The organism is Thermogutta terrifontis (assembly GCF_002277955.1).
GTDB classification, from domain to species: domain Bacteria; phylum Planctomycetota; class Planctomycetia; order Pirellulales; family Thermoguttaceae; genus Thermogutta; species Thermogutta terrifontis.
Genome location: NZ_CP018477.1, coordinates 3,243,338 through 3,266,964 on the forward strand (window position 1 = coordinate 3,243,338; position 23,627 = coordinate 3,266,964).

Sequence of the window (23,627 nt, forward strand, 5' to 3'; positions counted from 1 at the left end):
CTACTTCACCGGTTTATTACGGGTAGTTCCTGGTTACCTGCTTGACCGCCATGCCTTTACCCGGAGGCACAGTGATCTGTGTTCCATCTGAGAAATGAACCGTCACGGGGACGGCACGCAGGTTGAAAGCGACGTACGTGCGATGTTCTCCGTTGCGAAACACAGCATAGAGGGGATGATCAGCGGTCACCGATCGATCCACGCGACCCATGTCGAGCAGACTGTGGATCCAGCAGTAGGTGTTGGTCTTCGAGTTTCCCGACTCTGGTTGAAAGCGCCCCGCTGCGGCGTTGAATTGGCGAAGAGCGTCCTGGGGATCGTCGAGTGCACGGTACATCCAGATCAGGTCGGCCCATTGATCCCACCTGGGACCACCTTTATGGGCTACGAGCGCTTCGTAATTCTTGCGTACATATTCGGGGTATAGCCCAAGGTAGAGCGATCCACCGTGAAAAGGCAACCAGTTGATTCCGTGGATGGCCTCAGGCCTGGCAGAGAACCACGTCGCATAGTCTGCCTTGCCACCCCAAATTATCCCCACCACGGGTTCAGGAAAAGATGCGGGCCGATTGTCACCGGACACGTCAAACCAGTATTCGTTGATGGCGTACAATTCGCTCGTGTAAAGATAAATTCCAAGATCCCGGAGGGCGGTGTTACCGGTCGCTTCCCCCAATAGAATCAGGGCACACCAGGCGTTCATGGCTTCGGAGGAGGACTCCTGGTTGTTGCCATCTGCGAACCGGGCATGACCGCTGGCCCAGCTATGGCCGGCGTACACATCAAAGCATCGCAGAAACGGGAACCGCGGGTCACCGCGCCGGCTGCACGCGATGTCGTCGACCACCATCTGCAACAGGCCACCCCATCGCGCAGGATCAGCCCACTGCGGATCGTATCGCACAATTTCAGCGGCCGCCCGGAGAAAATAACCGTAGTGAAAATGGTGGTCGTTCAGCTCCGTATCGCTCCCGTAGGCGGCCGGATACCCGATGAGCGTACCCCATCGGTCATCGTAATAGAACAGTCCCGTTGATTTGAGACGGCCGTTGTCGCCGACCGCAGTGAACCAGGCTTCAAGACGTTGCTGGATTTGCCGGAGAAGTTCTCGCTGGACCGCGTGATTGCCGTTTTCCGCTGCCAGGGCAGCCAGCGTGGCCTGTCTTCCCAGCCATTTGCCTTCCCAATACGTGTCCCCGGGAGCCCCTCGTGTTTTGGTGCAATCTTCTTCCAGATATCGATCGACAACCGTTCGATCCCAGCTTGCCGTGGCCGGCAGAACAGGCAGTACACCGGGAAAAGTCATCCGGACGGTGAACGATTGCCCCTCGGCAAGCTTCATCGTTCCGCGGACCGACTCATATTCGTAGGGGAGAATCTTCGCGTCGGTGTTTTTCCACTGATGGGGATACAGGGCAAAGAGCGTGCCCGGTGCCGAGCCTTCGTATTCCACCGTTGTGTAGTTGAAAGTGGTGACAACGGAACTCGTGGCCGGATCGTACTTCCAGTGCACCTCTGTTCCCATCACATGAGAGTGCGCATACCGGGAAAATAGGGCGAACACTTTTTCGGATCTTTCCGGCAAAAGTGCGAGCGAAAATCGCGGGCTTTGATCCGCAAGATTGACCCAGGTCTTCTCATCGACCGCTGTCCATTTTGAACCCCGTGGTCCAAACAGGGCATAATGCTTGCCGTTTACACTCACCGCAACCGCGTGTTGCGCGAGGCTGCCCGCCCAGATTTCGGGTTTTTGTGCGAATACGATGCGCGCTGCGCCGCCACGATACTGGGCATACACGAACGGAGATCCATGCCCATAGGTCAGACTCATACCCTTTTTGAGATCACCGAATCGCACGGTGACAAACCAGTCACTGTAGGCTTCCACACGCGCTTCATCGAATGCCGCAACGTTGGAATGGCCAATCGTCAAATCCGCGGAATTGTTGGGCATGCTGGCGAGAATACTTCTGGGCGTCACCATGAGGTGCGGTCCGGGATAAAACACCCGCAAACCGGTTTTCTCCGCGCGCACTGCCAGAGGATGAGGATATTGAGCTTCGGAAAGTGGCATCCACAGAACACTGCTCCACCATTGATTGGTGGGAAACGGTGGACGTAGCGTATCTACCACATAGACAGTCTCCGGAGGCCGCCGCGCACCGGCCGGGGCCACTCGTGCGTAGCTCCCCGCTCCCACACGCTCAACGGATGGCATCGCGGGCAGTTCACTCGCCAGCACGGAAGGCTCGGCAGGCAGCACGAGAAACAGAACGAGACCGGCGAAGGCGACTTTTTCTGGGAGCACGTTTCGATTGGTCGCGGTTCGTTGAGTACCGATCTTTAGGATCATTGCGACGAGACTCTTTCATCCAACCAATGGGGTCACACATCCGCTTCGTTTATGCAGCCTCTCGTTCCTCAATTTATTTCCGTGCAGACCGTGTGAATACCCCGGAGCACACGATTTGATCGAAAAAACATCGGGATGATAGACACGGAAACGTTATTTTCAAACCGTTTGGCCTAAACTGCCGACTCATGGGGGTGGAATGCTCACGTGCTCTCGTAGCGACGCCACCAGTGCCGCAAACTTCCTGAGCTTAGAATCGGGCAGTGTGTGAGAAAGGCATTCCGCCATCCACGCCAGGCCCGCTGTGGGATCCTGCGAGACCGCCAGATAGACCGGCCCGCCGTACCTCGCGGGAAAGCCCAAACCGCACACGGCTGCCACGTCGATCATGGGCCACTCCTTAACAACGCCCTCTTGAACAAGCGACAATGCTTCCCCCACCATGGCAGCCAGGAGGCGTTCGCTCATTTGTTCCGTCACGCTTGTGGACGGGGTCGTCACCCACGGCGCCAGGAGTTTTTCCACGGTGGAGTCCGTCTCGGGGCTGGCGGTCCAGGAAGTGACGTCACTGTACTGATAGAATCCCCGGCCCGTTTTTCTTCCCAATCGCTTATGCTTGAGCAACGTCACGAGGATGGGGGAAGCTTGAATCCGATCGGGAAACGCCTCCCAGAGAATCCTGCCGGCTGCCCAAACTGTGTCGAGCCCGATTTCGTCCATGATCCGCAACGGTCCCATTGCAAAGCCCACGCGGAGGGCAGATTCATCGAGAGCTGGAATTCCGGCACCGTCGGCAAGTGATCGGAGGGCTTCGTCGAGGTACGCGAAAAGCAGTCGGTTGACGACAAACCCGGGAGAATCGGAAACCGTCAGCGGAAGTTTCCCCAGTGCCAGCGCCTGTCGCATGACAGAGACCGCAAGCAAAGGCTCCGTCTGCCTGTGGCCAATGACTTCTACCACGGGGCGCTCGCGAACCGGATGCAGAAAATGCAACCCCATCAAGCGCTGAGGCCCGCGGAGCTCTTTCGCCAGACGACCCACCGGAATCGTGGACGTGTTCGTGAGAAAAACACGGTCCGGTGGTACCAAATCTTCCAGTTGCTTAAAGATCGCCTGTTTGAGGGGAAGATTCTCGGGCACGGCCTCGATGACGCACGCGCAATCGGCCAGGTGGTGCAAATCCGATGCGCAATGAAGATGTGAGAGAAAAGCGGAAATCTGGCTCGCATCTCTTATTTGAAACTCCAGTTCATGGCGAACGCGCTGCGGTGCGGTGGCCAGTGCCTCGGGGGCATTATCAAAGAGAACCACCTCGCATCCCCGGCGCAGATGGCACGCGGCTATGCTGATGCCCATCAGGCCAGCACCCACAATGCCGACGCGCGAGAATGGCGTCGGGGTGTTCTGAGCCACACACTCAAGGACAGAGGCGAGACTTTCTGGACTGAATGTTTCCGGAATCTGGCCAATGAGGTCTGTTGGTTCCCCCGCCTCACGAATCGCCCGTTGCAAGCACAGCCGGACACTCGACGCTAAATATCTTGTGGCCGCCTCCGGATCGATTACGGGAAGAGTCATTGTGAAGGCATTTCCTTTTTCTGAAATGCTTCATCATTCAAAAAAAAACGAGACAGTTTGCGGGGAGTCCGATCAAGATCGCGAGCAAGCCCTCATCGAGGTTCGGTGACGCTGTCACGAGGCGGGTTGATTGGGTGCGCCCGCCGGAGGTGCGGTGCCGCTTCCACCGGCGCTCGCCGCCAGTGATTGGAGAGCTGTATTCAGCGTATTGAGCGCGGGGGGCAGAAGCCGGACAAGCTCGCTCGCTGGATTCCGGGCACTGGCAGAATCGTTGAGGGCCTTCGTGATACCGTCAAGGGCCGTGTTGAATTTGCCCACGAGCTGATCCTCCGGCTTGCCCGTCAACATACTCCGCACACCTCGAATGCCCTGTTGCGCACACCCCACATAACGCGCAATCTTTCGAGCTTTGAGATTCTCCAAGGAACCACTTTGGCTGGCGGATTGGATGTCCGCCACACACAGGTCGAGCACCATCTTTCCCAAGCTCTGCACCACCGCCAGTGGCGAAACACCCTGGACCTGCGAGTAATCAAGATTTCCCAGTGCGGATGCCGCTGCCAATCGCACCGCCGGCGCCTCGTTCTCGTCACTGACGAAACCGACCAGGAACGTCACATTTTCACCATTGGCACCGGCTTGTCGTGTGGCCGCGAGGACGTCGATGGCGCGAACTCGAAACCATTCGTGAATCTGAGGATCACGGTTTGGGGGCGCGTTTTTATCCCCAGCCAGCTTCCGCAGCAGAGGAATGACCTGCTGGTCCCGCATGTTGGCATCCGGAATGCCACAGGCACAGTGGCGTTCCAGGCCCACAAGTGCCGCCAGCCGCAGGGCATCGGGCTGATTGGTGTCCTGAACGAGGGTAAGCAAAAATGGCAGCGCGGCGGGGAGCGGCGTGGGAGGTTGCATGCCACCACCCGTGGGACGCTCCCGCTCATTCAGTTCACCAATGGCCAGCACTGCACTGACACGGACGGCGGGATCGAGCTGATTATTCTGAGCGAAGTCGCTCAACGTACGGAACGCGATCTGCAGGAGGAGGTCACGCGGAGGCCCACCGCCCCGTGCCGCATTGCCCAGATCGCTCACAATAAGCTGCGACCGTAGCTGCTGGAGTCGCGACCGATTGCTTGCCTTGGTCCAACTTGGGAAAAAGTACTTTTCGTAATAATCCTGAAAAAGCTGCTGGCCATTGGCCACCGCGGAAAAGTTTCCCTCCCGGAGCATTCGTTGCACGGTGGCCGCCTGCTTCGCCAGGCTATCATCGGTAGAAAGCTCGAGATAATTCGGGATAGTCGGGGGGACCGGTTTTTCCTCTGGCTGTTGGGGAGCCGTGCCTGGCAAACCCGGGATTCCGGGCAAGCCGGGAATGGTGGGTGGCGGACTGCCAGGCTGCGTTAACGGAGGTGCCGAACCCGGCGGCTGAGCACCTGTCCATTCGGCAAGAAGTACCCCCAGGCTGACAGCACCCAGGATGCACAACGAGAAGACCACACGCGGACGGATCCGAGAAGACGGTTTTCTGTTCATCTGCCTATCCCGATTAAACTGTGCTTGCCGCGATTTGCGGATATACCCCGGCTATGTTCCAGCGTACTCAACGGCTGTTTCGAGTGTCAAGCGACCGGGAGTCCTGCCGGGTCCCTCGGCAAAACCGACGATGAAGTGCCCCCTCGGCAAGGAATGCGATTCTGTCCCCGGAAAAAACAAAACGGCCGAGACGAAGTGGGAATTCGTCCCGGCCGTCTTCTGAGCTGATCTGATTGAAAACACGATCACATTAGGAAAATGAACGTGACCAGAATGAATAGCGGTATTAGGATACACCCGCTGTAGAGCATGTAACCGAAAAAGCTCGGCATCTTGATGCCGCGTTTTTCGGCGATGGCACGAACCATGAAATTGGGGCCATTTCCGATGTATGTGTTGGCGCCCATGAAGACCGCTCCCAAACTGACGGCCACGAGCAAATCGTGAGCCACACCGGTGCCAGGCGGCACAAGATTTTCTCCGCCCAATGTTCGAGCGGTTTCAAAAAACACCACATAAGTCGGGGCATTGTCCAGGAATGAGGAGAGTGCCCCGGTGGCCCAGAAGAATTGCGCAGGTTCCGTCAGCCCCAATCGGGGACCTTCCACATGCAGGATTTGCAGAGGCGGCTGCATGGTGATGAATATACCGAAGAACAGGGCCGCCACTTCCACAATGGCCCCGTAGTTGAACCGATTGGCCACCCGATTCTCGTGGTCACCAAACATCAGCGACAGAGCCACCATGGCCAGTTGGACCACTTCCCGAAGATATAACGGCGGGTGAATGTTGGTTCCCGGGAAAGGCTTGCTGGGATCCAGAAGGGCTACTCCCAGCACCACACCGACCAGCAGGGGCAGATTGGGCCATAATCCGCGAATCTGGAGACGTCGAACCTGCGTTGTGTCCCGACGAATATCCCGTTTCTCTTCACGGGGATAGAAGTAGAACGTATCCCACAGGAAGTAAATGATCAATAGACCGATGTTGACAAAGGCCCACTCTTTCCACAATTGGAGAGTCCAGAGGAACGGTACCCCACGCAGATATCCGAGGAACAGCGGCGGATCGCCGATCGGGAGCAAACATCCCCCACAGTTGCACACGATAAAGATGAAGAACACCACCGTGTGTGCCACGTGTTTTCGTTCGCTATTTGTGTCAAGCAGAAGACGGATGAGGAGCATGGCGGCCCCTGTCGTCCCCACGAAGCTGGCCAGCACGCCGCCAATGAACATGATGATCACGTTGGTGATCGGTTTCGCACGCAGGTCGCCTTCGATGCGAATTCCCCCACTGATCGTGTAAAGGCTGAAAAGCAGCACAATGAAGGGAATGTACTCGCTGAAAATTGCGTTGGCGAAGACAGCAAAGGTATTGCCCCAGTTGGGACCGGCGGTATTCGGCTGGCTGATATAATGGGCAGGCCAGTGTCCCTCGACCGGCTGCTCATAAACGAACAGGTAGTAGGCCAGTGTGACCAACGCCAAAACTGCTGCCACATAGAAACGGTGGAGATTGCTCTCCCACCAGTGTTCCGTCCAGGGTAAAAGGGGGAAAACCGCAATGATCAATAGAAGAGCCACAAACGGGCTGACCATCCACAGCGGGGGATGCCCCAACACGGCGTGCGCCTCCCCGTGCTCAGCCTCCCCGCCTTGCCCACCCTCGCCAGTCGCTCCATTCTCTTTTTTATGCTCCAAGGACGGCTTTTCCTCGGAACTTTGCGGCTGGGTTGCTTCCGAAGCTGGGAGATTTCCTCGGGCAGACTCGCCTCGCGCAGCTTTGCCCTTCGCCGGATCTCCATGAGTCGCTTCGTCGTGAGAAGCGGCCGATTCCGCCTGTCGTGCCGCGGCCTGGGCCTGGGCGTGCTTCTCGGCTTCAACGATCTTTCGGGTGGCGGCTTGCGGCCAGCCCGCTATCAGGGCAAGGGCGTACAGGACAAATACCACGCACAAGGCCGCAACGACACGACGATTGGTTTCTGGTGACACAGGATGATCGTGCGACATACACCCGTCCTTTGTCTGTTTGTTTCCTCCCAAAGGGTCCTTTCAGGGTTTCGGCGACTGGTGGCCTGTTAAACGCGTCGACCGACCGACTGGCGCCGTTGCATTCGTGATTCATCCGCAAAACCGCGGACTTCGCTGCAGATGCCGGTCGCGGACAGCTCATCCCCTGTAAGCAGACGGCTAGCTTTGAAATGATTCATACAAATATAGGACCAATTTTGTTCGCTGCCGAGGTCCGGCGTTTCCCGAGTGACCTGCGGTGCGACACAACGGCCCGGTGACCCATCAGTAGATGACGAGATATACCGTCAAAGTGGGGAAATCAATTGGAGGAGTAGCTTTAGGAATAGAAAACAAACCGCAGTGGCCGCAAAATTAATACAAACTGCACAAAATATCCTCGATCTCTCCCTGGGTCATCGGTCGCGGATTGCCACTCATGCTTGTACCGAAGGAACCCGCGGCAATTTTTGGGATCATCTCTTGACTGACCCCGATTTCGCGAAGTTTTTGAGGGAGATGCAGATCCGCTCGCAACTGCTCCACGGCCTCGATCAACGCATCAACCGCCGCATCGTCGTTAGGGAAATCTTTCTCCAGGGCATGCCGAGTGAGATAAGCGAGCTCCCGGCCGACAACGGTGCGATTGGCACGAAGGGCCGCCGGGAGCATCATCGCACAGGCCAATCCGTGCGGGATCCCCGCCACCACCCCTAACGCTGCCGCGATTCCGTGAGCCATCCCCAGCCCCGCATTGGCCAGGCAGATTCCTGAGAGCAGGGCAGCCTGGGCCATGGCTTCACGAGCTTCTCGGTGATCAGGTTCTCGATACGCGGTTGTCAGCCACTTGAGCGCCAGACGAAGACCTTCGGGGGCGAGCATTTGGGGGATGGGCTTGCGACGATTGGAAATAAAACTTTCAACCAGTTGGGTAATGGCGTCCATCCCGGAACTGGCCGTAACATGCGGCGGCTGCGTTACGGTCAGCTCGGGATCAACCACCGCAACCAGCGGCACAACCCGATCATCCCGCAGGCTCTTCTTAAAGGGAGGATCCAGGGACGAAATGACAGCATTGCGTGTGGCTTCCGTTCCCGTTCCTGCCGTGGTGGGAACAGCCACCACGGGGAGCGGTGGTTGTGTCAGCTTGAGTCCCCGCCCCACGTTTTCCAGGTAGTCCTGGACCGACTCCCCCTGGGAATTCGTGGCCATTGCTGCAACCGCTTTGGCGAGATCGATGGCCGATCCACCACCGACCGCCAGTAACATGTCACCCGGTCGAAGCCCAATCGAGCGGACCTGTCCGGTGACCGCATCCACGTCACAGACCAGCGGCTCGCGGGAAATTGTGGTCAGGAACTGCCACGTCACTCCGGCTCTTTCCAGCAGTCGCCGCAGATGGTCCAGAACGCCCTGTCTTTCCAGGGTGCGGGAACCACAAATCACGAACACCCTTGTCCCCCACCGCGGTAATTCCTCGGCCAGGTGCTGGCGGCATCCCCAGCCGAAGATGATCTTCCGCGGCATCACGAATTGATACGGCTGAAGCGCGATGGAAAAACCTTTCATTTGCTACTTAGCATCCTGTATCACGATGGCGTGGAGGCCAATTCCTCCAAATAATTCCCCTGCGTTCCGGGCAACTGTACCAAAAGATGATTCCCAGATGCCGCTCGGCGGAATCGCGACCGTTCTTACCGGCAAGGAGTTTATTCTTTCAGGACCGGATCGTCCAATTGTTGTTGAAGCTGCAAGAGCCGCTCTTTTAACTGCGATTTGACATCCCGATGCGCTGGGTCGTTGGCAAGGTTTTTCATCTCCCAGGGATCGTTCTGAATGTCGAAGAGCTGCTCGTGGAATTCATCCTTGACATGGTAGGTGATGTACTTGTAGCGCTCGGTCCGCACAGAACGCTGGAATTCGCGATAGGCACCGAAAACGGCGTCGCGAACCTTCTGTTTTTCTTTTCGCATAATCGGCAGAAGCGATTGGCCTTCCACGCCGTCTGGAAGAGGAATCTGGAAGATATCAGCCACGGTGGGAAAAACGTCAAAAAGATATACCAGGGCATCGCTTTGGCCCACTGGAATGCCGGGTCCAGCAAAAATCAGCGGCACCCGCTGGCTGTGTTCGTACAGGTTTTGTTTGCCCATCAGACCATGCCGTCCCACGGCCAGACCGTTATCCGAAGCGAACACAATGAGCGTGTCCTGAAAATGTCCTGTATTCTGCAGCGTCTCAAGGATCCTTCCAATTTGGGCGTCAAGGTGCGTAATCATGGCGTAGTACTCAGCAATGTGGCGGCGGATATCCTCCGGATTCCGCGGGAACGATGCAAGAAGCTCGTCTCTCACCCGTAGTTCGCCGTTGTCGAAGGGATGTTCCGGGAGAAAGTTGGGCGGCAAAGAGACGTCAGCGGGATCGTACATCTGACGATACGGTTCAGGCGGAGTGCGTGGGTCGTGGGGTGCCGTAAAGGCCACGTAGGCGAAAAACGGCTTGTCGCCCTGATAACTCTTGAGAAAGTCAATACAGGCATCGGCGAACAACTCGCTGGAAAACTTTTCCACAACCTTCCGGTTGGCCTGGGGATATTTTCCCGTGGGATCAAAATCGAAGACCGGCATTCGGAAATGGTCGTTCATTCCACCGAAGAAGATCGCCTTGCCCATGTCGAAACTTCGCGCCAGAGATTCCCGGCCATTGTGCCATTTTCCGGTGACGAAAGTGGTGAATCCGTGTTCACGAAAGACCTGCGGCCACGTGGGGACACCGGCAAGATTCTCCGGAACATGCCACAAGGTTCTGCCACTAAGAAACATGGCTCGGCTCGGCACGCACACCGCCCCCTGCATGCTTCCCATGATAAAAGTATGAGTGAACACGAACCCCTCACGGGCAAGCCGGTCAAGATTGGGGGTACGGATTTCTTGATTACCCAGGGCGTGGATGGTGTCGAATCGCTGATCATCGGAAAACAGCACGAGCAGGTTTTTCGGTCGAGTGGTTGGATTCTGCAGTTTGTTGCCGATCTCTTCCGCTTGCATGGTCGGCAACCAGAAAAGCATCGCTATCAGGATAGATAGCAGGGTTAGGCACGTCCTCACCGGGACGGTTTTCCACCGCTTTGAGAATTCGTGTGCTGGAAAAGAGAACTCGGTTCGACCTCTTTGCATTGGAAACCTCCTCAAGTTCCAAAAACGCGCTACGCCCCAAGGAATGCGTCGCGGTGCATCGGGTGACTACCCGGAAACGGTTTGTGACTTTCCCACTTTAATATTGCCCAGCAGACTCGATCGCACGCCGACCGAGTTTGCTGGTCGCTCGATCGCGCTCCAGGGGCATGTCCGGTGGAACAGGATGATCGGTCTATGGTGACTCGACGCGCAGGGGTTTCGCCGTCACAATAGTGGGAAGTGATCAAGTAACAACATGCGATGGCATCATTTTGACTTTGAAATGAGTCGTTAGCAATGGCTTGTCCGTGGACTGGCTCCTTTGGTGTGGAGGTGATGCGATGGTGAGCGGCATGAGGAGTTGCAGCCTGAGGGTGTTTTTCACACTGGGAACTGGGATCGCGCTACTTCTGGTGGCCGGGATGGCTTGGGCCGAAGATGGGAAGGGAAAAGCCATGAGTTACGGGGAAGCACGGCAGTACCTTGCCAGGCACACGAAAATCTACGAATTGCTGGACGAGCATGGCGCCCGCGTGCTGATCTGTCCGGAATGGCAGGGCCGCGTCATGACCTCCACCTGTGACGGCCTGCATGGTTTGAGCTTCGGGTTTATCAACAAGGATTTCATCGATGCTGGCAAGCCGAACCCGCATTTTAACAATTACGGTGGTGAAGATCGGTTTTGGCTTTCGCCGGAAGGCGGTCAATTCTCTCTGTGGTTCAAAAAGGGAGCAGAGCAGAATCTCGATAACTGGTTCACACCTCCGGCGCTCAACGAAGGTGCATGGGAGATGATCAGTCGACCCCGCGACCCGTTCTACCGCATGCGCCGCCGCATGGAACTCGTCAACGCCTCGGGAACGGAGTTTAAGCTGGAGGTGACGCGAGACGTGAGGTTGCTCACATCGGCCGACCTGCAGCGGCTGTTCGGCGATGCGGCCCAGGACCTGACTTCGCGAAAGGTGAAACTTGTGGGCTACGAGACAATCAACCGCGTTGTGAATCTCGGCGAGCCGATGCAAAAAGAGAAGGGGCTCGTCTCAATCTGGATTCTGGGAATGTTCAATGCCGGACCGAAGACGGTGGTCATTGTGCCGTACCGGCCGGGAGATGAGGCCACACTCGGCCCGGTGGTGAAATCCGATTACTTCGGCCCGATCCCTCCAGAACGCCTCAAGATTTTACCGGAAGCCATTCTCTTCCTCGCCGACGGCAACTACCGGTCGAAAATCGGGACGTCCCAGAAGCGGGCACGGAATGTGGCAGGTTCGATGGACTTCGTCCACAATGTGCTTACGCTGGTGCATTTCACAATGCCGGAAGACCCCACTCAGCATCTTTACATGAACAACATGTGGGAATTACCCCAGGCTGAGCCATATGTGGGCGACGTGGCCAACAGTTATAACGACGGACCAGCCGGCCCGGACAAGCCAGGGCTGGGACCCTTCTATGAAATTGAATCGCTTTCGCCGGCCAAAGAGCTCAAGCACGGCGAGACCCTGGAGCACGCCCATCGGACGGTCCATATCCAGGGAGATTACGAGACGCTCAAATCGATTGCGAAGAAAGTCCTGGGAGTGGATCTGGACACCGTCCGCAAGACGATGTTCAGCGAATGACACTTGGCTCTGAAGAGGAGCGAATTGGGTAAAAGGAGCCGGGGGCCGGCGGTGCATCTGTCGGTCCCCTTTTTGTACTCTGTGTGCTACGGGACTGCCATGTTGAGTCGGGTCCTTGAACCGGAAGTGATGGACACCCTCGAAGAGGCCCTGGATTACGATTCCATGGACCATTCCGAGGTGAACCGGGTATTTGTGGCCGACTTTCTTGCCGCGGGAGCTTCCCCCGGAAAAGTCGCGGATTTGGGCACGGGCACGGCCCTGATACCAATTGAGCTACTCCGGCGGAATCGGCAATTCCAGGTGGTGGCGGTCGAGTACTCTCGGCATATGCTGCTGGTGGCTCGGGAACATCTCCGTGAGCTCGGCCTGCTCGATAAAATTCTTCTCGTTCGGGCGGATGCCAAGCGGCTGCCATTTGCTGATGGAGCTTTCACGCTGGTCATGTCCAACAGCCTCATTCATCATCTGCCTGACCCGTGGCAAGGGATCGTGGAAGCTCACCGCATCACCGCTCCGGGAGGACTCCTGTTCTTCCGAGATCTGGCACGGCCAGAGGACGAACAACGGTTGCAGCAACTGGTCATGCAGTACGCCGGGGATGCCAACGCTCATCAGCAGCAGATGTTCGCCGATTCCCTTCGGGCGGCCTTGACGGTGGAAGAGATGGCCGAGCTTGTCACTCGCCTGGGCTATCCGCCGACGTCGGTTCGTATGACCAGCGACCGCCACTGGACGTGGTGCGCTCGGAAACCACGTTCGTAAAAGATCAGCAAACTGCCGACCACGTGGGTTCAAAACGCGTTGGCGCGGCCGTGTCAGGCGGCTTTCCGCGCGTTGGCCATCATTTCTTCCCACACCCGCCGCTGTTCGATCAGGGCAGCGATGCGGTCCGGCGGATTGGTCCGGCATTCCAGAAGAATCCAGCCCTTGTAGTTGTTGGCCACCAGAAGGTTGAACAGAGTTTGATAAGGGTAATCGCCGAGATTTAATTCGCGGACGTGGACCGTATCGCCGAGCCGATCCTTGACCAGATTGAAATTGTATTCCAGCCCCTGACCCTGAAGATCTTCAGCGTTCGAGTTCCAGCACAGACCAACATTGGGATGGGTGGCCACATCCATGATCTTCCTCATGATGGGCAGCGGGGCGCACTGACCATGCACCTCCAATCTTAGACGCTGTCCATAATCGGCGGCAAAAGCGGCCAGCTCATTGAGCGCCCGCCCAATCTGCTCAATGGTCTTCTCCTGCGGTACCTGTTTGGGCAGATCATTGGGCTTGACTTTGACGCCCAGGCCGCCCACATCATGGCTCAGCTTGATGAACGCCTTGGTTCGTTCAATGGACTGCTTGAGACGTTCCGGTTCAGGATAATGGAAGGCTTCGTTGGATCCCAGCCCGACAAGCACGACCGGGCTGTCGGCGAAGCGTTTCCTGACTTCCGCGCGTTTTTCGGGCCCGATCTCCGGCTCCACACCGTGGGCGTGTTCCGTGCGTAGCTCAACGCCCTCCATACCCGTCTTCTCACAATTGGCAAGCAGAGTTGGTAGATCCCAATCCCGGCCCCAGAGATAGGTGACCAACCCCAGACGGATGGTGCGCGAGGGATCCCCGACGCCGAATGCCCAGGCGAACGGATCGGCCATGGCCGCGGCGGCCAACGGTACACCTAATGCTCCCCTCAAAAAGTCTCGGCGCGGTAACTTACCCATGGTGAGCTCCTTGCTAACCTCGCACGCATGAAAATGTTTTTACTGATTGCTGGACGTCGGATGGTGAATCAAGCACGGGGTGGCCATTGTGAGTCTCAAGCCACGTTCAGCCTACTAACAGAGTAAATACCCCCTGGCTGGAATACAAGTGACTCGTCGACGTCTCGGTTAGCCTATGGCAGACTGCGATTTGCAGGTCCACTCCTGTGAAGAGAAGCGGGCGAGAAGTTCCTCGAAGAGGGAATCTCGTTCCGTAGAATAAGGAAAATGTTGCAAACGCCAGCCCAGGGCTTGAGCAAGCAGCGGCGGCCAGGCCACGGCAAAATCTCGAAAGAGCTCGCTGTCATGACCAATAGGGTCTTTGTGTCCCGTAACTTCCCAAACTCCGGGCAGTTCCGGTGCCCAAGGCGATCGCCCCAGAAGAATACTGCCGTGTTGGAGTACAGCATTCCGAGTTCGCCGCTGGGCACTGCCGACGAGCTTGACCGTCGATTCAGCGCACGATGGAGATGGTTCGGCTGTTCCGGGGCTACCGTTCGTTTCGGTAGGCTGATTTCCGGACGATTGACAACTCGAAAAAGTCTCCTCATCGACCACGGCGACGACATCCCCCACCGTGCGACGCTGAAAACAGAGGAACGGACATGGACGCGATGGTGTTTGACCGCAGCGAGCCGGGGGATTCTCCCGACGCAGCACCACCGCCGTTACTCCCCAGCGCTGCAGCCAGCGTGCCAGTGTTTCATGTACGGTCAGATAAAGCAACAAACGGTCCTTGGCCAGGGGATGTTCTGCCGGGAGGCACAGGGCATACGTCCATTCGCGATCGTGAAGGATCGCGCCACCGCCGCTGGGGCGACGCACCACCGGACAGGACTGGCTGGACGGATGACTTTTTCGGTCTTCGTAACGCTGAAAATACCCCAGCGAAAGTGTGGCGGGGTGCCACCGATAAAGCCGCAGTATGGGCGCCTCATGACCTGCCGCCCAGGCAGCACACCACTCGTCGGCCGCCATGTTATAGGGGCCACTTCGCGGCGAGTCGATCAAAAGTAAACATCTCTCCATGGTGGCACGGAAGTTCACACGCCCGATCAACCGCTTGCGCTTTCCGAGACGGGCGTCCATTTGAGGATCGGTGCACGGGCAGCCAACACCTCGTCAGGCCGGGAAATGGGCGTCGTATGAGGGGCTTCGTGGACCAGTTCGGGCGGTTCTTCGAGGATGGCCTTGAGCGTATCAGCGAACGCGTCCAGCGTGGCCTTGGTTTCCGTCTCGGTTGGTTCAATCATCAGGGCCTCCCTCAGGACCAGAGGGAAGTACACCGTTGGCGCGTGAAATCCGTAATCGAGAAGACGCTTAGCAATGTCCATCGCTGAAATGTTTCGGCTCGCCCGAATCTTCATTGCGGAAGCCACAAACTCGTGCATGCAGCGGTGGCCGTAAGGCACCGGTAAGAACGATCGCACGCGGGCCAGCAGGTAATTGGCGTTGAGGACCGCCCGCTCGCTCACCCGCCGCAGGCCTTCTGGTCCCTGGGTTCTGATGTAAGCGTAAGCCCGGAGAAGAACACTGATGTTTCCGTAGAAACTTCTTACTCGGCCAATAGACAGCGGGCGATTTTCATCGAGTGTGTACTGACCGGGTGCCGTCTCCACGATTACCGGGATGGGGAGAAAGTCAGCGAGGTGTTTTTTGACGGCGACCGGTCCGGCTCCAGGTCCGCCACCCCCGTGAGGACCGCTGAATGTTTTGTGCGGGTTGTAGTGCATCATATCGGCACCGCAGTCTCCCGGGCGGACGATTCCCATAACGGCGTTCATGTTAGCGCCGTCCATATAGACGAGGCCACCGACCGCGTGCACCATGTCGGCAATGCGACGGATTTGCGTTTCGAACAACCCCAGCGTATTGGGATTGGTGATCATAAAGACGGCCGTCTGCGCGTTGAGCTTGCTCCGCAAATCCTCCAAATCGACCAGTCCCTGCGTATTGCTTTTCACCTGAACACTTCGAAAACCGGCCATGGTGGCACTGGCGGGATTGGTTCCGTGGGCCACATCGGGAATGAGCACCGTCGTGCGGTGTTCGCCGCGATGCCGGAAGTAAGCCGCCGCGATGAGGAGGGCTGTCAGTTCGCCGTGCGCGCCAGCTGCCGGCTGTAGCGTCACGGCTTCCATCCCTGCGATCTCGGCCAGGATCTGCTGCAGCGCGTGGAGGGCACCGAGAAGCCCCTGGACTGTTTCCAGCGGCTGGTAAGGATGCAGATTGGCGAAGCCCGGCAACTGAGCGAGCCGATCGTTCCGCTTGGGATTGTATTTCATCGTACAGGATCCCAGCGGATAGAAATGGGTGTCCACCGACATATTGAGCTGGGAAAGATTGATGAAATGCCGGATGAGCGCAGGCTCGCTCACTTCCGGAAGAGGAGGCGGCGTCTCGGCCAGCTCTTCAGGAGGGACAAGCTCCGCCAGCGGTCGCGACGGCACATCGCACGGCGGAACAATCGCTTCCGCACATCCAGGTTGAGAAAGCTCAAACAGCAACTGGGTGGCCTGTTTATTCCTCATGGGAGTTATTCAACCTGCACAGTTCGCTGCGACGAAGGGGTCATGGAAGATTTTCTATCGATTGCTCTGGAGTCTGCTCGGGTGCGAGCGGAGGCCAGAATGGCCGTCAGGCGATCCATTTCAGCCTGCGTACGCTTTTCTGTGACGGCGATGAGCAAAGCGTTCGCCAGCTCGGGGAACCACCGCCCCAATGGGATTCCGGCGAAGAACCCAGCGTCCGTGGCGATTTCGAGAAGGGTTTTCACCTCAGCCGGGCTTTCGGCGGCCACGGCGAACTCCTTGAAAAACGCCGCGTTAAAGAGCGGCTGGAAGCCCGCCTCGCGCTGCAGTCGCTCGCGGAGGTAATGCGCTTTCTGCAAACACAGCTCGGCCACGGCGCGAAGTCCATGCGGTCCCAGGGCCGCCAGATAGACGGTCGCCCGAAGGGCCATCAACCCCTGGTTGGTGCAGATGTTACTGGTGGCTTTTTCACGCCGGATGTGCTGCTCCCGCGTCTGCAACGTGAGGACCCAACATCGCTGGCCGCGGCGGTCCACCGTCTGACCTACCAATCGTCCAGGCAGTCGCCTCAGGAATGCCTCCCTGCACGCGAGGATGCCCAGATAGGGGCCTCCCCACGCCAAGGGCAATCCGAGCGACTGACCCTCAGCAACTGCGATATCGGCGCCGTAATCACCTGGCCGACGCAGCACACCCAGACTGATCGGATCCACCACAGCGATGAGTAAAGCCCCAGCGGCGTGTGTGATTTCACTTATCTTTCTGGCCGCCTCAACACATCCAAAAAAGTTAGGCTGTTGGAGGATGACGCATGCCGTTTGATCGTTCACTACCCGCGCAAGGCTGTCTGCATCGATGATTCCTCGCGGAGTGGCCAGCGTAATAATCTCCGCTGAGACATGGGAAAGATACGTGGCCAGGACCGCCCGATATTCTGGGTGAACATTCTGAGGCACAATCACCCGTTTTCGGCCGGTTTGGTGGCTCAGACACATGAGAACCGCCTCGGCAAGGGTGGTGGCCCCGTCATAGAGGCTGGCGTTTGAGACATCCAAACCCGTCAACTGCGTGATGAGCGTCTGGTACTCGAAGAAAACTTGAAGATTGCCCTGGCTCACCTCCGGCTGATAGGGAGTGTAGGAAGTGTAAAACTCACTTCGAGAGGCAATGAAATCGACCACGGCGGGGATGAAATGGTCGTAAGCCCCTCCTCCCAAAAAGCACACCTTTTGATGGGTTCCCACGTTCCGCTGCGCCAGATCCTCCATGTGTTGGGTGAGTTCCAATTCGGAAAGCGCCGGCGGAATTTTCAGCTGGCCCTGAAAGCGCACGTCAGACGGTAGATGGGCAAACAGCTCATCGATGCTTTGCACGCCAATCGCGGCAAGCATCGCTTTGACTTCTTGCTCGGTTTGCGGAAGATAAGCCATGGCTCTCCCTTAGGTTGTTCACGAACGGATGCCGACTGATCGTTTGATGCCCACCTCCAATCGCGTCCTAACGCCCATTCCCTAATGATGCCCATTCCCGCATGGAGGAATCAGAAAAACCTCTTGCCACTACCGCGAGGACTCCTCACAGAATCGGAGAAGTGTGCGACCACCTTCCGCACAAGCCCTCGGTCATCGGGCATGTCAACCGCAGGATCGATTGGCCGTCTCACCCGTGCTCTTCTGCCTCCGAGGCACACTGTGCTTCATAGGCGGCTCGGTCCAAGAGTTGATCCAATTCGCTTGTATCGGCCACCTCCAGCTTCGCAATCCAGCCTTGCCCGAATGGGTCCGCAGTCAATTGCTCGAGGTGTGTCGTCAGATCCGTGTGGACCTCGACCACAGTACCGGTTACCGGGCTGTAAATGTCGCTGACTGCCTTAACGGATTCAATCTGTCCGAGCGGTTCCCCCGCCCGTACCTGTTTTCCCACGGGAGGCAATTCCAGAAACACCAGATCAGACATTGCCTGGACGGCGAAATCGGTAATCCCTACAGTGGCAATCGTCTTACCTTCGGCATTCTGAGAAATGGCGACCCATTCATGGGTCTTCGTGTACTTGAGGTCCTGGGCGTCCACAGCTTTTCCTCGCAATTTCTCCGACAATTACCGGTGGATGTCTGCACGTCGGCCGGCAGCCAACGAGGAAGCAGACCTCCCGGACTGATTCAAAAGGCTGAAGTCCCACGAGAACGGAACTTTAATTTTATCCCTTGGGGCCTTTTGGGGCACCGGGTGCTTGGCTGATCCGTGCCCACTTTTCTGCTGCTGAAAAGCGGCACGAACCCGGACAACGCCTTGGGCAGAAACAAGCTTCAGCCCGGAGGGACCTGCTTGTCAGGTCCGCCTTTCAAGCCTGGATGATCCAGTTCACCGGCGGGGCCAACTGCTCGGTTCGGCTATTGATTAAACGGCGGGGACAATTTGTGAATTGCCCCTACCGGGGCCTGTGACGTCACATGTGCGAGTCTGCTCGGACACGACAAGCGTGCCCCTCCGACCTTCCGAAAACCCTTCGCGGCAGACCATGCTTCGGAGGGACCTGCTTGTCAGGTCCGCTTGTCAACATTGCACAGTCCATCACGCCGGTCGGGAACCCATGCCACAGTGAGTCGATCACGCGGCAAGTTGTTGCAGCAGCGAGTCAGCCACGAGCATCGCGCACTGTGTTGAGCACCGGAAGATGGAGGGGCGGTTTGCCCTCTCGAAAAGAAAGCGCCCCGGTGGGACAAATGGCGACGACCTGCTCTGCCAAATCCCCCAATGCCTCCTCCAATGTGCGATTGAAAGGAACCCCGATTCGCACGTCGAAACCGCGTCCGATAAAGGTCAATCCCAAAGGCGCCCGAGCAGCCTCGGTGACCTCGACACACAACCCGCAAAGAATGCATTTGCCCGGTTCGTAGATGATTCCAGAAGGCCGAGCGATGATCTCCAGTTTGGCACGCTCGCCGCGAAACCGATTGGGATCTGCCTGATAGCGTATGGCGTACTCACGCAAACGGCAGTGAGGAAGGGCTCGACAATCGCAGTGCAGACAGCGTGCCGCCTGGTGGACCGCCAGATCTTCGTCCCAGCGAGCGCCGGGCGGCGGCTCGGTGCGGGGGATTGGTGCAGCCAGCGTCGCCAGTTGCTCGATTTCCTCTTTTTCCAATCGCCCCATACGAACAGAGAACTTCTCCGGAACGCCTTCCACTCGGCCGAGGCGCAGGAGTTGGTCTATGCATCGGGCGGCCAGTTTTCCATCAGCACAACTGCGGACCACAAGGCCCCGTCCCCGAATCGCATTTCCGGCAGCGAAGACACGATCGAGCGGCGTTTGGAAGGTCTCGCGATTCACTGTGATGCCGCGTGGCGTGTGGGGAATGCCCAGTTGCTCCAGTCGTTCTGGCATTTGTTCCCCCAGCGCGAGAAGGACTGCGTCGTAACTCTTTTGGAGTTCCGCGAGGGTGATGCCATTTTCCCCGGGCGGCACCAACGGTGTACATGGCCGGAACTCGACCCCGAGCCGGAAAATCACATCAATTTCCGCGTCCAGAATATCTGCTGGCACGGGGCTGCCGCCGGGATCGGGACGGAAGCGGACGCGACCTCCCGCCCTGTCCGCTGCTTCAAACAGCACCACACGGTGTCCCAGTTGGCGAAGGTAAAAGGCGGCCGATAGCCCTGTCGGACCGGCACCGACGACGGCCACGGTTTCGCCGCTGTCCGGTTGGCAGGGCGGCAGGTAAGGATCGCCCGACGCAAGATCCCACTCGGCCACGTATCGTTTCAGACCGCACACCGCAACCGGGTCATCGGCTGCGTTTCGCCGGCAGCCTTTTTCGCAGGGTCGCGGACAGACCCAGCCCAGCGTGGCCGGAAGCGCGATATCCCGTTTGATCGTGCCGATTGCCTCCCGCAGCTCTTCCCTCTGAATTTGCCGCAGCATGGTGGGAATATCCATGTGCGCGGGACAAGCGAAATGGCAGGGCGCCAGGCAGTCCCCCAGGTGATCGCTCAGCAGGAGTTCCAAAGCCGTGCGACGGACGTGGGCCACCTCGTCTGTTTCACTTTCCACGACCATCCCGTCGCTCACCGGAGTACCGCAGGAGGGCACCATCCGCGCCCGCCCATTCTCGATCACTTTCACCGTGCAGACCAAGCACGAGGTCTGGGGCTTGAAACCGTCCAGGAAACACAGGGTGGGAATATCGATCCCCAACTGCCGGGCCGCTTTGAGCACGCTCGTTCCCGATGGTACGGTGATACTGCGGCCGTCAATCGTCACACGGCAAAGTGCGGAGCTCATGGCGAGGAAGAACTCCCTGTGGTGATAGCCACTTTTTGGGTGGAGTGGTCGAACAAGGGAATACTGCCGGAAACACCATTGCCCGCGGAATCAGCGATCTCCAAACGACCGGGGCCTGACGGAGGCGAAGTATGTATGGACATTTTGGAAGGTCCAACAATCTTGCCACCCGACTCAATGACTACCGCTCCTTCCGGACAAACGAGTCGGCAGGTATCACACCGGGTGCAAAGCTGATCATCGACAAAGTGTTTCTGGTACGGCCGAAGACGGATCGCATTGACGGGGCAATGCTGGGCGCACAATGTGCAACCGATGCATGCGTCCGTGATACGGTAGTGAATGAGGGGAGCACATCGTCCCGCCGGGCACTCACCCCGAATGTGGGCCTCGTACTCTTCCCGAAAATACCGTAGCGTGGTGAGGACGGGATTCGGTGCGGTCTTGCCCAATCCACAGATACTTCCCGCCTTGACAGTTTGCGATAGATCTTCGAGCGTTGGAAGGTCCTCCGGCTGGGCACGCCCCTCACAGATTCGGTCCAAAATGTCGAGCATTCGCCGGGTGCCGATGCGGCACAAGGTGCACTTCCCACACGATTGATCCTGGGTGAAGCGGAGAAAGTACCGGGCAATGTCCACCATGCAATCACTATCATCAAGGACAATCAAACCTCCCGAACCCATGATGGCGCCGGTGGCCGTCAGAGCCTCGTAGTCCACAGGGGTGTCGAAAAGCGATTCCGGGATACAACCTCCAGACGGACCACCCACCTGGACGGCTTTGAGCCTTCGGCCGGGCTGAGCACCACCCCCAATCTGTTCCACGATTTCCCGCAGGGTTATGCCCATGGGCACTTCAATGAGACCACCCCGGCGTACCTTTCCCGCCAGAGCAAAAACTTTTGTTCCCTTGCTCGTCGCGGTGCCGAGCGCGGCAAATCGCGCGGCCCCGTTCCGTATGATCCACGGCACGAGGGCGAAGGTTTCCACATTATTGACGAGGGTGGGCTGGCCGGCAAAACCGAATTCGGCGGGATAAGGCGGTCGTAAGCGGGGCATTCCACGGCGGCCCTCCAGGGAGGCGATCAGGGCCGTTTCCTCACCGCACACAAACGCCCCCGCACCTCCGTAAACACGAACATGGAAGGAATGATCCGTCCCCAGAATTCTGTCGCCCAGGATGCCCGCCTCTTCACACCGTCGAATCGCTTCCCGAACCCGTTCCACCGCGAGAGGATATTCGGCACGGATGTAAAAAATGCCTTCAGTGGCCCCCACCGCCCGGGCTGCAATAAGCATTCCCTCAATGACCCGATAGGGAAACGATTCAAGAATCATTCGGTCCATAAAGGCTCCGGGGTCTCCTTCGTCGCCATTGCAGGTAACGTATTTTTTGGTTCCCTGGGCCTTTCGCACGACTTCCCATTTCACTCCCGTGGGAAAGCCCGCCCCGCCACGACCCCGCAGGCCACTCTGTTTCACCTCTTCGATAATCCGTTCCGGGGTCCATTCCTTCAGGGCCTTCTCCGCCGCTGAGAATCCTCCCCGAATCCGATATTCTTCCAGGTCCAAGGGATCGATTTCTCCCGCCCATTCTGTGGCGATCCGTATCTGTCGGCCGAGAAAGGCCTCCACAGGCGGATCCCGGACATCCAGCGGCTTCGGCGTCAGTTCGTCCTCGTCGAGGTCACCGAGCAGATGATCCAGCCACCGCTGCCATGTATAGTGCAGCCGGGTAAAAAAGTTTTTTCGGCGAAAATGCCGGTGAATGATCGCGGGGACATCTTCGGGTTGCACTCGGGAATAGACCCGGCGCTGACCTTGCTTGGGGATGACTTCCACCAACGGAGTCTGATGACAAATGCCGACGCATCCCACCCGCTTGACCCGTACGGAAACACCCGCCACGGCCGCCAGACTTTTCACACGTTCATAAACCTGCCTGCTGCCCTGGGCCTGACAGCAGGACCCCAAACCGATGCGGATTTCTCCCTGGGTTGTTCCGTCCGTTTTGCCCAATAGCTCGTCCTGGGGGATGCCTTCTTTCTGCTGGTGGAGGAAGTCGGCCAGGACCTGTGGCACTCTGGTGGGCGTCAGCCGTCCGTAGGTAAGCTGATCAATCTGAATAACAGGTGCCAGAGTGCAACAGCCCAGGCACGCCACTTTTTCGATGGTGAAAAGTCCCTCCGGGTCGGTGTCTTCTCCCTGGGGAATTCTTAAATGGCGCTCCAGCGACTCCTGGATACGGGGTGCCCCTTTCACGTGACAGGCAGTTCCGTGACACACCCGAATAATGTGCTGGCCAACAGGACGGAACCGAAATTGACCGTAAAACGTTGCCACACCAACCAGTTGGGCTGGGCGGACCTGCGTCAATTCGCAGACACGTTCGAGGGCCTCCTGGGGCAGATAACGGAAATGGCTCTGAATGGCCTGGAGGATGGGAATCGCGGCTTCTGGTCCCCGTCCGCAGCGTTCCACGATCTCGTCAACAATTTGCAGGTCAATGGACGATTGCGGGGAGACGGAGCCGCCGGCACTCATTACTGAAGACAGAGGTAAGTCACTGGTTGTTTTCATGGACCGTGTGAGTACGAAAGGTCAGTTGTCTCGTCTTTCACCAGGCCAGATTTACCACCTCAGCGAGGCATGATTTTTGGTTACTGACGCTGTCGTAATTGTAACCTGTTCACCATCGGAGTCGAACATCTTCCCCAAAATGGGACGGCAGTCAGTCGGAGGATCGTGTCGTGCGCGACCCGCTTTGCTGCTGTTCCGAATGCT

15 protein-coding genes are annotated in these 23,627 nt (G+C 57.8%); 2 read left to right on the top strand and 13 right to left on the bottom strand.

Annotated features, from left to right (window positions below; translation table 11 throughout):
• Positions 1-16: 16 nt before the first annotated feature.
• The 6 genes from THTE_RS12040 to THTE_RS12065 form a co-directional block, all read right to left on the bottom strand.
• A complete protein-coding gene (locus tag THTE_RS12040; RefSeq protein ID WP_095415672.1) occupies positions 17-2,353 on the bottom strand; it encodes a glycosyl hydrolase in 2,337 nt (778 codons plus the stop codon).
• A 186-nt stretch (positions 2,354-2,539) separates the two neighbouring features.
• Positions 2,540-3,931, bottom strand: coding sequence for a 3-hydroxyacyl-CoA dehydrogenase (locus tag THTE_RS12045; RefSeq protein WP_095415673.1), 1,392 nt, complete (start codon positions 3,929-3,931; stop codon positions 2,540-2,542).
• Between the two features lie 114 nt (positions 3,932-4,045).
• Positions 4,046-5,464 (bottom strand): HEAT repeat domain-containing protein, encoded by a 1,419-nt coding sequence (locus THTE_RS12050; protein ID WP_095415674.1) that lies wholly within the window; start codon positions 5,462-5,464, stop codon positions 4,046-4,048.
• Positions 5,465-5,709: 245 nt separating this feature from the next.
• Complete coding sequence (locus THTE_RS12055) at positions 5,710-7,476, bottom strand: sodium:proton antiporter (RefSeq protein WP_207651704.1); 1,767 nt, start codon at positions 7,474-7,476, stop codon at positions 5,710-5,712.
• A gap of 375 nt (positions 7,477-7,851) precedes the next feature.
• The gene (locus THTE_RS12060) at positions 7,852-9,045 is read right to left on the bottom strand and encodes an iron-containing alcohol dehydrogenase (RefSeq protein ID WP_207651705.1); all 1,194 of its coding nucleotides are present in this window, start codon (positions 9,043-9,045) and stop codon (positions 7,852-7,854) included.
• A gap of 140 nt (positions 9,046-9,185) precedes the next feature.
• Positions 9,186-10,652, bottom strand: coding sequence for a sulfatase family protein (locus THTE_RS12065; protein ID WP_095415675.1), 1,467 nt, complete (start codon positions 10,650-10,652; stop codon positions 9,186-9,188).
• Positions 10,653-10,993: 341 nt separating this feature from the next.
• Here THTE_RS12065 and THTE_RS12070 point away from each other — a divergent pair, with 341 nt between their 5' ends.
• On the top strand, positions 10,994-12,274 hold the full coding sequence (locus THTE_RS12070; protein WP_095415676.1) for a DUF6786 family protein: 1,281 nt from the start codon (positions 10,994-10,996) through the stop codon (positions 12,272-12,274).
• 99 nt (positions 12,275-12,373) lie between these two features.
• Positions 12,374-13,039, top strand: a complete 666-nt coding sequence (locus THTE_RS12075; RefSeq protein ID WP_095416880.1) for a class I SAM-dependent methyltransferase — start codon at positions 12,374-12,376, stop codon at positions 13,037-13,039.
• A gap of 53 nt (positions 13,040-13,092) precedes the next feature.
• On the opposite strand, the gene THTE_RS12080 is transcribed toward THTE_RS12075, so the two are convergent.
• The 7 genes from THTE_RS12080 to THTE_RS12110 form a co-directional block, all read right to left on the bottom strand.
• Positions 13,093-13,989 carry a sugar phosphate isomerase/epimerase family protein gene (locus THTE_RS12080; protein WP_095415677.1) on the bottom strand — a complete coding sequence of 299 codons (897 nt, stop codon included), beginning with the start codon at positions 13,987-13,989 and terminating at the stop codon, positions 13,093-13,095.
• 168 nt (positions 13,990-14,157) lie between these two features.
• The gene (locus THTE_RS12085; RefSeq protein ID WP_207651706.1) at positions 14,158-15,039 is read right to left on the bottom strand and encodes a lipoate--protein ligase family protein; all 882 of its coding nucleotides are present in this window, start codon (positions 15,037-15,039) and stop codon (positions 14,158-14,160) included.
• 44 nt (positions 15,040-15,083) lie between these two features.
• Positions 15,084-16,559, bottom strand: coding sequence for an aminomethyl-transferring glycine dehydrogenase subunit GcvPB (gcvPB, locus tag THTE_RS12090; protein WP_095415678.1), 1,476 nt, complete (start codon positions 16,557-16,559; stop codon positions 15,084-15,086).
• Between the two features lie 5 nt (positions 16,560-16,564).
• Positions 16,565-17,989 (bottom strand): aminomethyl-transferring glycine dehydrogenase subunit GcvPA, encoded by a 1,425-nt coding sequence (gcvPA, locus tag THTE_RS12095; protein ID WP_095415679.1) that lies wholly within the window; start codon positions 17,987-17,989, stop codon positions 16,565-16,567.
• A 229-nt stretch (positions 17,990-18,218) separates the two neighbouring features.
• Positions 18,219-18,629, bottom strand: a complete 411-nt coding sequence (gcvH, locus tag THTE_RS12100) for a glycine cleavage system protein GcvH (protein ID WP_095415680.1) — start codon at positions 18,627-18,629, stop codon at positions 18,219-18,221.
• 565 nt (positions 18,630-19,194) lie between these two features.
• Complete coding sequence (locus tag THTE_RS12105; protein WP_095415681.1) at positions 19,195-20,841, bottom strand: FAD-dependent oxidoreductase; 1,647 nt, start codon at positions 20,839-20,841, stop codon at positions 19,195-19,197.
• Positions 20,838-23,387: an NAD(P)H-dependent oxidoreductase subunit E gene (locus tag THTE_RS12110; RefSeq protein WP_095415682.1), complete on the bottom strand. Its 2,550-nt coding sequence runs from the start codon at positions 23,385-23,387 to the stop codon at positions 20,838-20,840. The genes THTE_RS12105 and THTE_RS12110 overlap by 4 nt, the downstream gene beginning before the upstream one ends.
• Between the last annotated feature and the right edge of the window lie 240 nt (positions 23,388-23,627).

Bases quoted from the DNA above. Each gene is read 5' to 3' on its own strand.
- THTE_RS12040 (WP_095415672.1), bottom strand. From the start codon at position 2,353: ATGATCCTAAAGATCGGTACTCAACGAACCGCGACCAATCGAAACGTG.
- THTE_RS12045 (WP_095415673.1), bottom strand. From the start codon at position 3,931: ATGACTCTTCCCGTAATCGATCCGGAGGCGGCCACAAGATATTTAGCG.
- THTE_RS12050 (WP_095415674.1), bottom strand. From the start codon at position 5,464: ATGAACAGAAAACCGTCTTCTCGGATCCGTCCGCGTGTGGTCTTCTCG.
- THTE_RS12055 (WP_207651704.1), bottom strand. From the start codon at position 7,476: ATGTCGCACGATCATCCTGTGTCACCAGAAACCAATCGTCGTGTCGTT.
- THTE_RS12060 (WP_207651705.1), bottom strand. From the start codon at position 9,045: ATGAAAGGTTTTTCCATCGCGCTTCAGCCGTATCAATTCGTGATGCCG.
- THTE_RS12065 (WP_095415675.1), bottom strand. From the start codon at position 10,652: ATGCAAAGAGGTCGAACCGAGTTCTCTTTTCCAGCACACGAATTCTCA.
- THTE_RS12070 (WP_095415676.1), top strand. From the start codon at position 10,994: ATGGTGAGCGGCATGAGGAGTTGCAGCCTGAGGGTGTTTTTCACACTG.
- THTE_RS12075 (WP_095416880.1), top strand. From the start codon at position 12,374: ATGTTGAGTCGGGTCCTTGAACCGGAAGTGATGGACACCCTCGAAGAG.
- THTE_RS12080 (WP_095415677.1), bottom strand. From the start codon at position 13,989: ATGGGTAAGTTACCGCGCCGAGACTTTTTGAGGGGAGCATTAGGTGTA.
- gcvPB (WP_095415678.1), bottom strand. From the start codon at position 16,559: ATGAGGAATAAACAGGCCACCCAGTTGCTGTTTGAGCTTTCTCAACCT.
- gcvPA (WP_095415679.1), bottom strand. From the start codon at position 17,989: ATGGCTTATCTTCCGCAAACCGAGCAAGAAGTCAAAGCGATGCTTGCC.
- THTE_RS12105 (WP_095415681.1), bottom strand. From the start codon at position 20,841: ATGAGCTCCGCACTTTGCCGTGTGACGATTGACGGCCGCAGTATCACC.
- THTE_RS12110 (WP_095415682.1), bottom strand. From the start codon at position 23,387: ATGAGTGCCGGCGGCTCCGTCTCCCCGCAATCGTCCATTGACCTGCAA.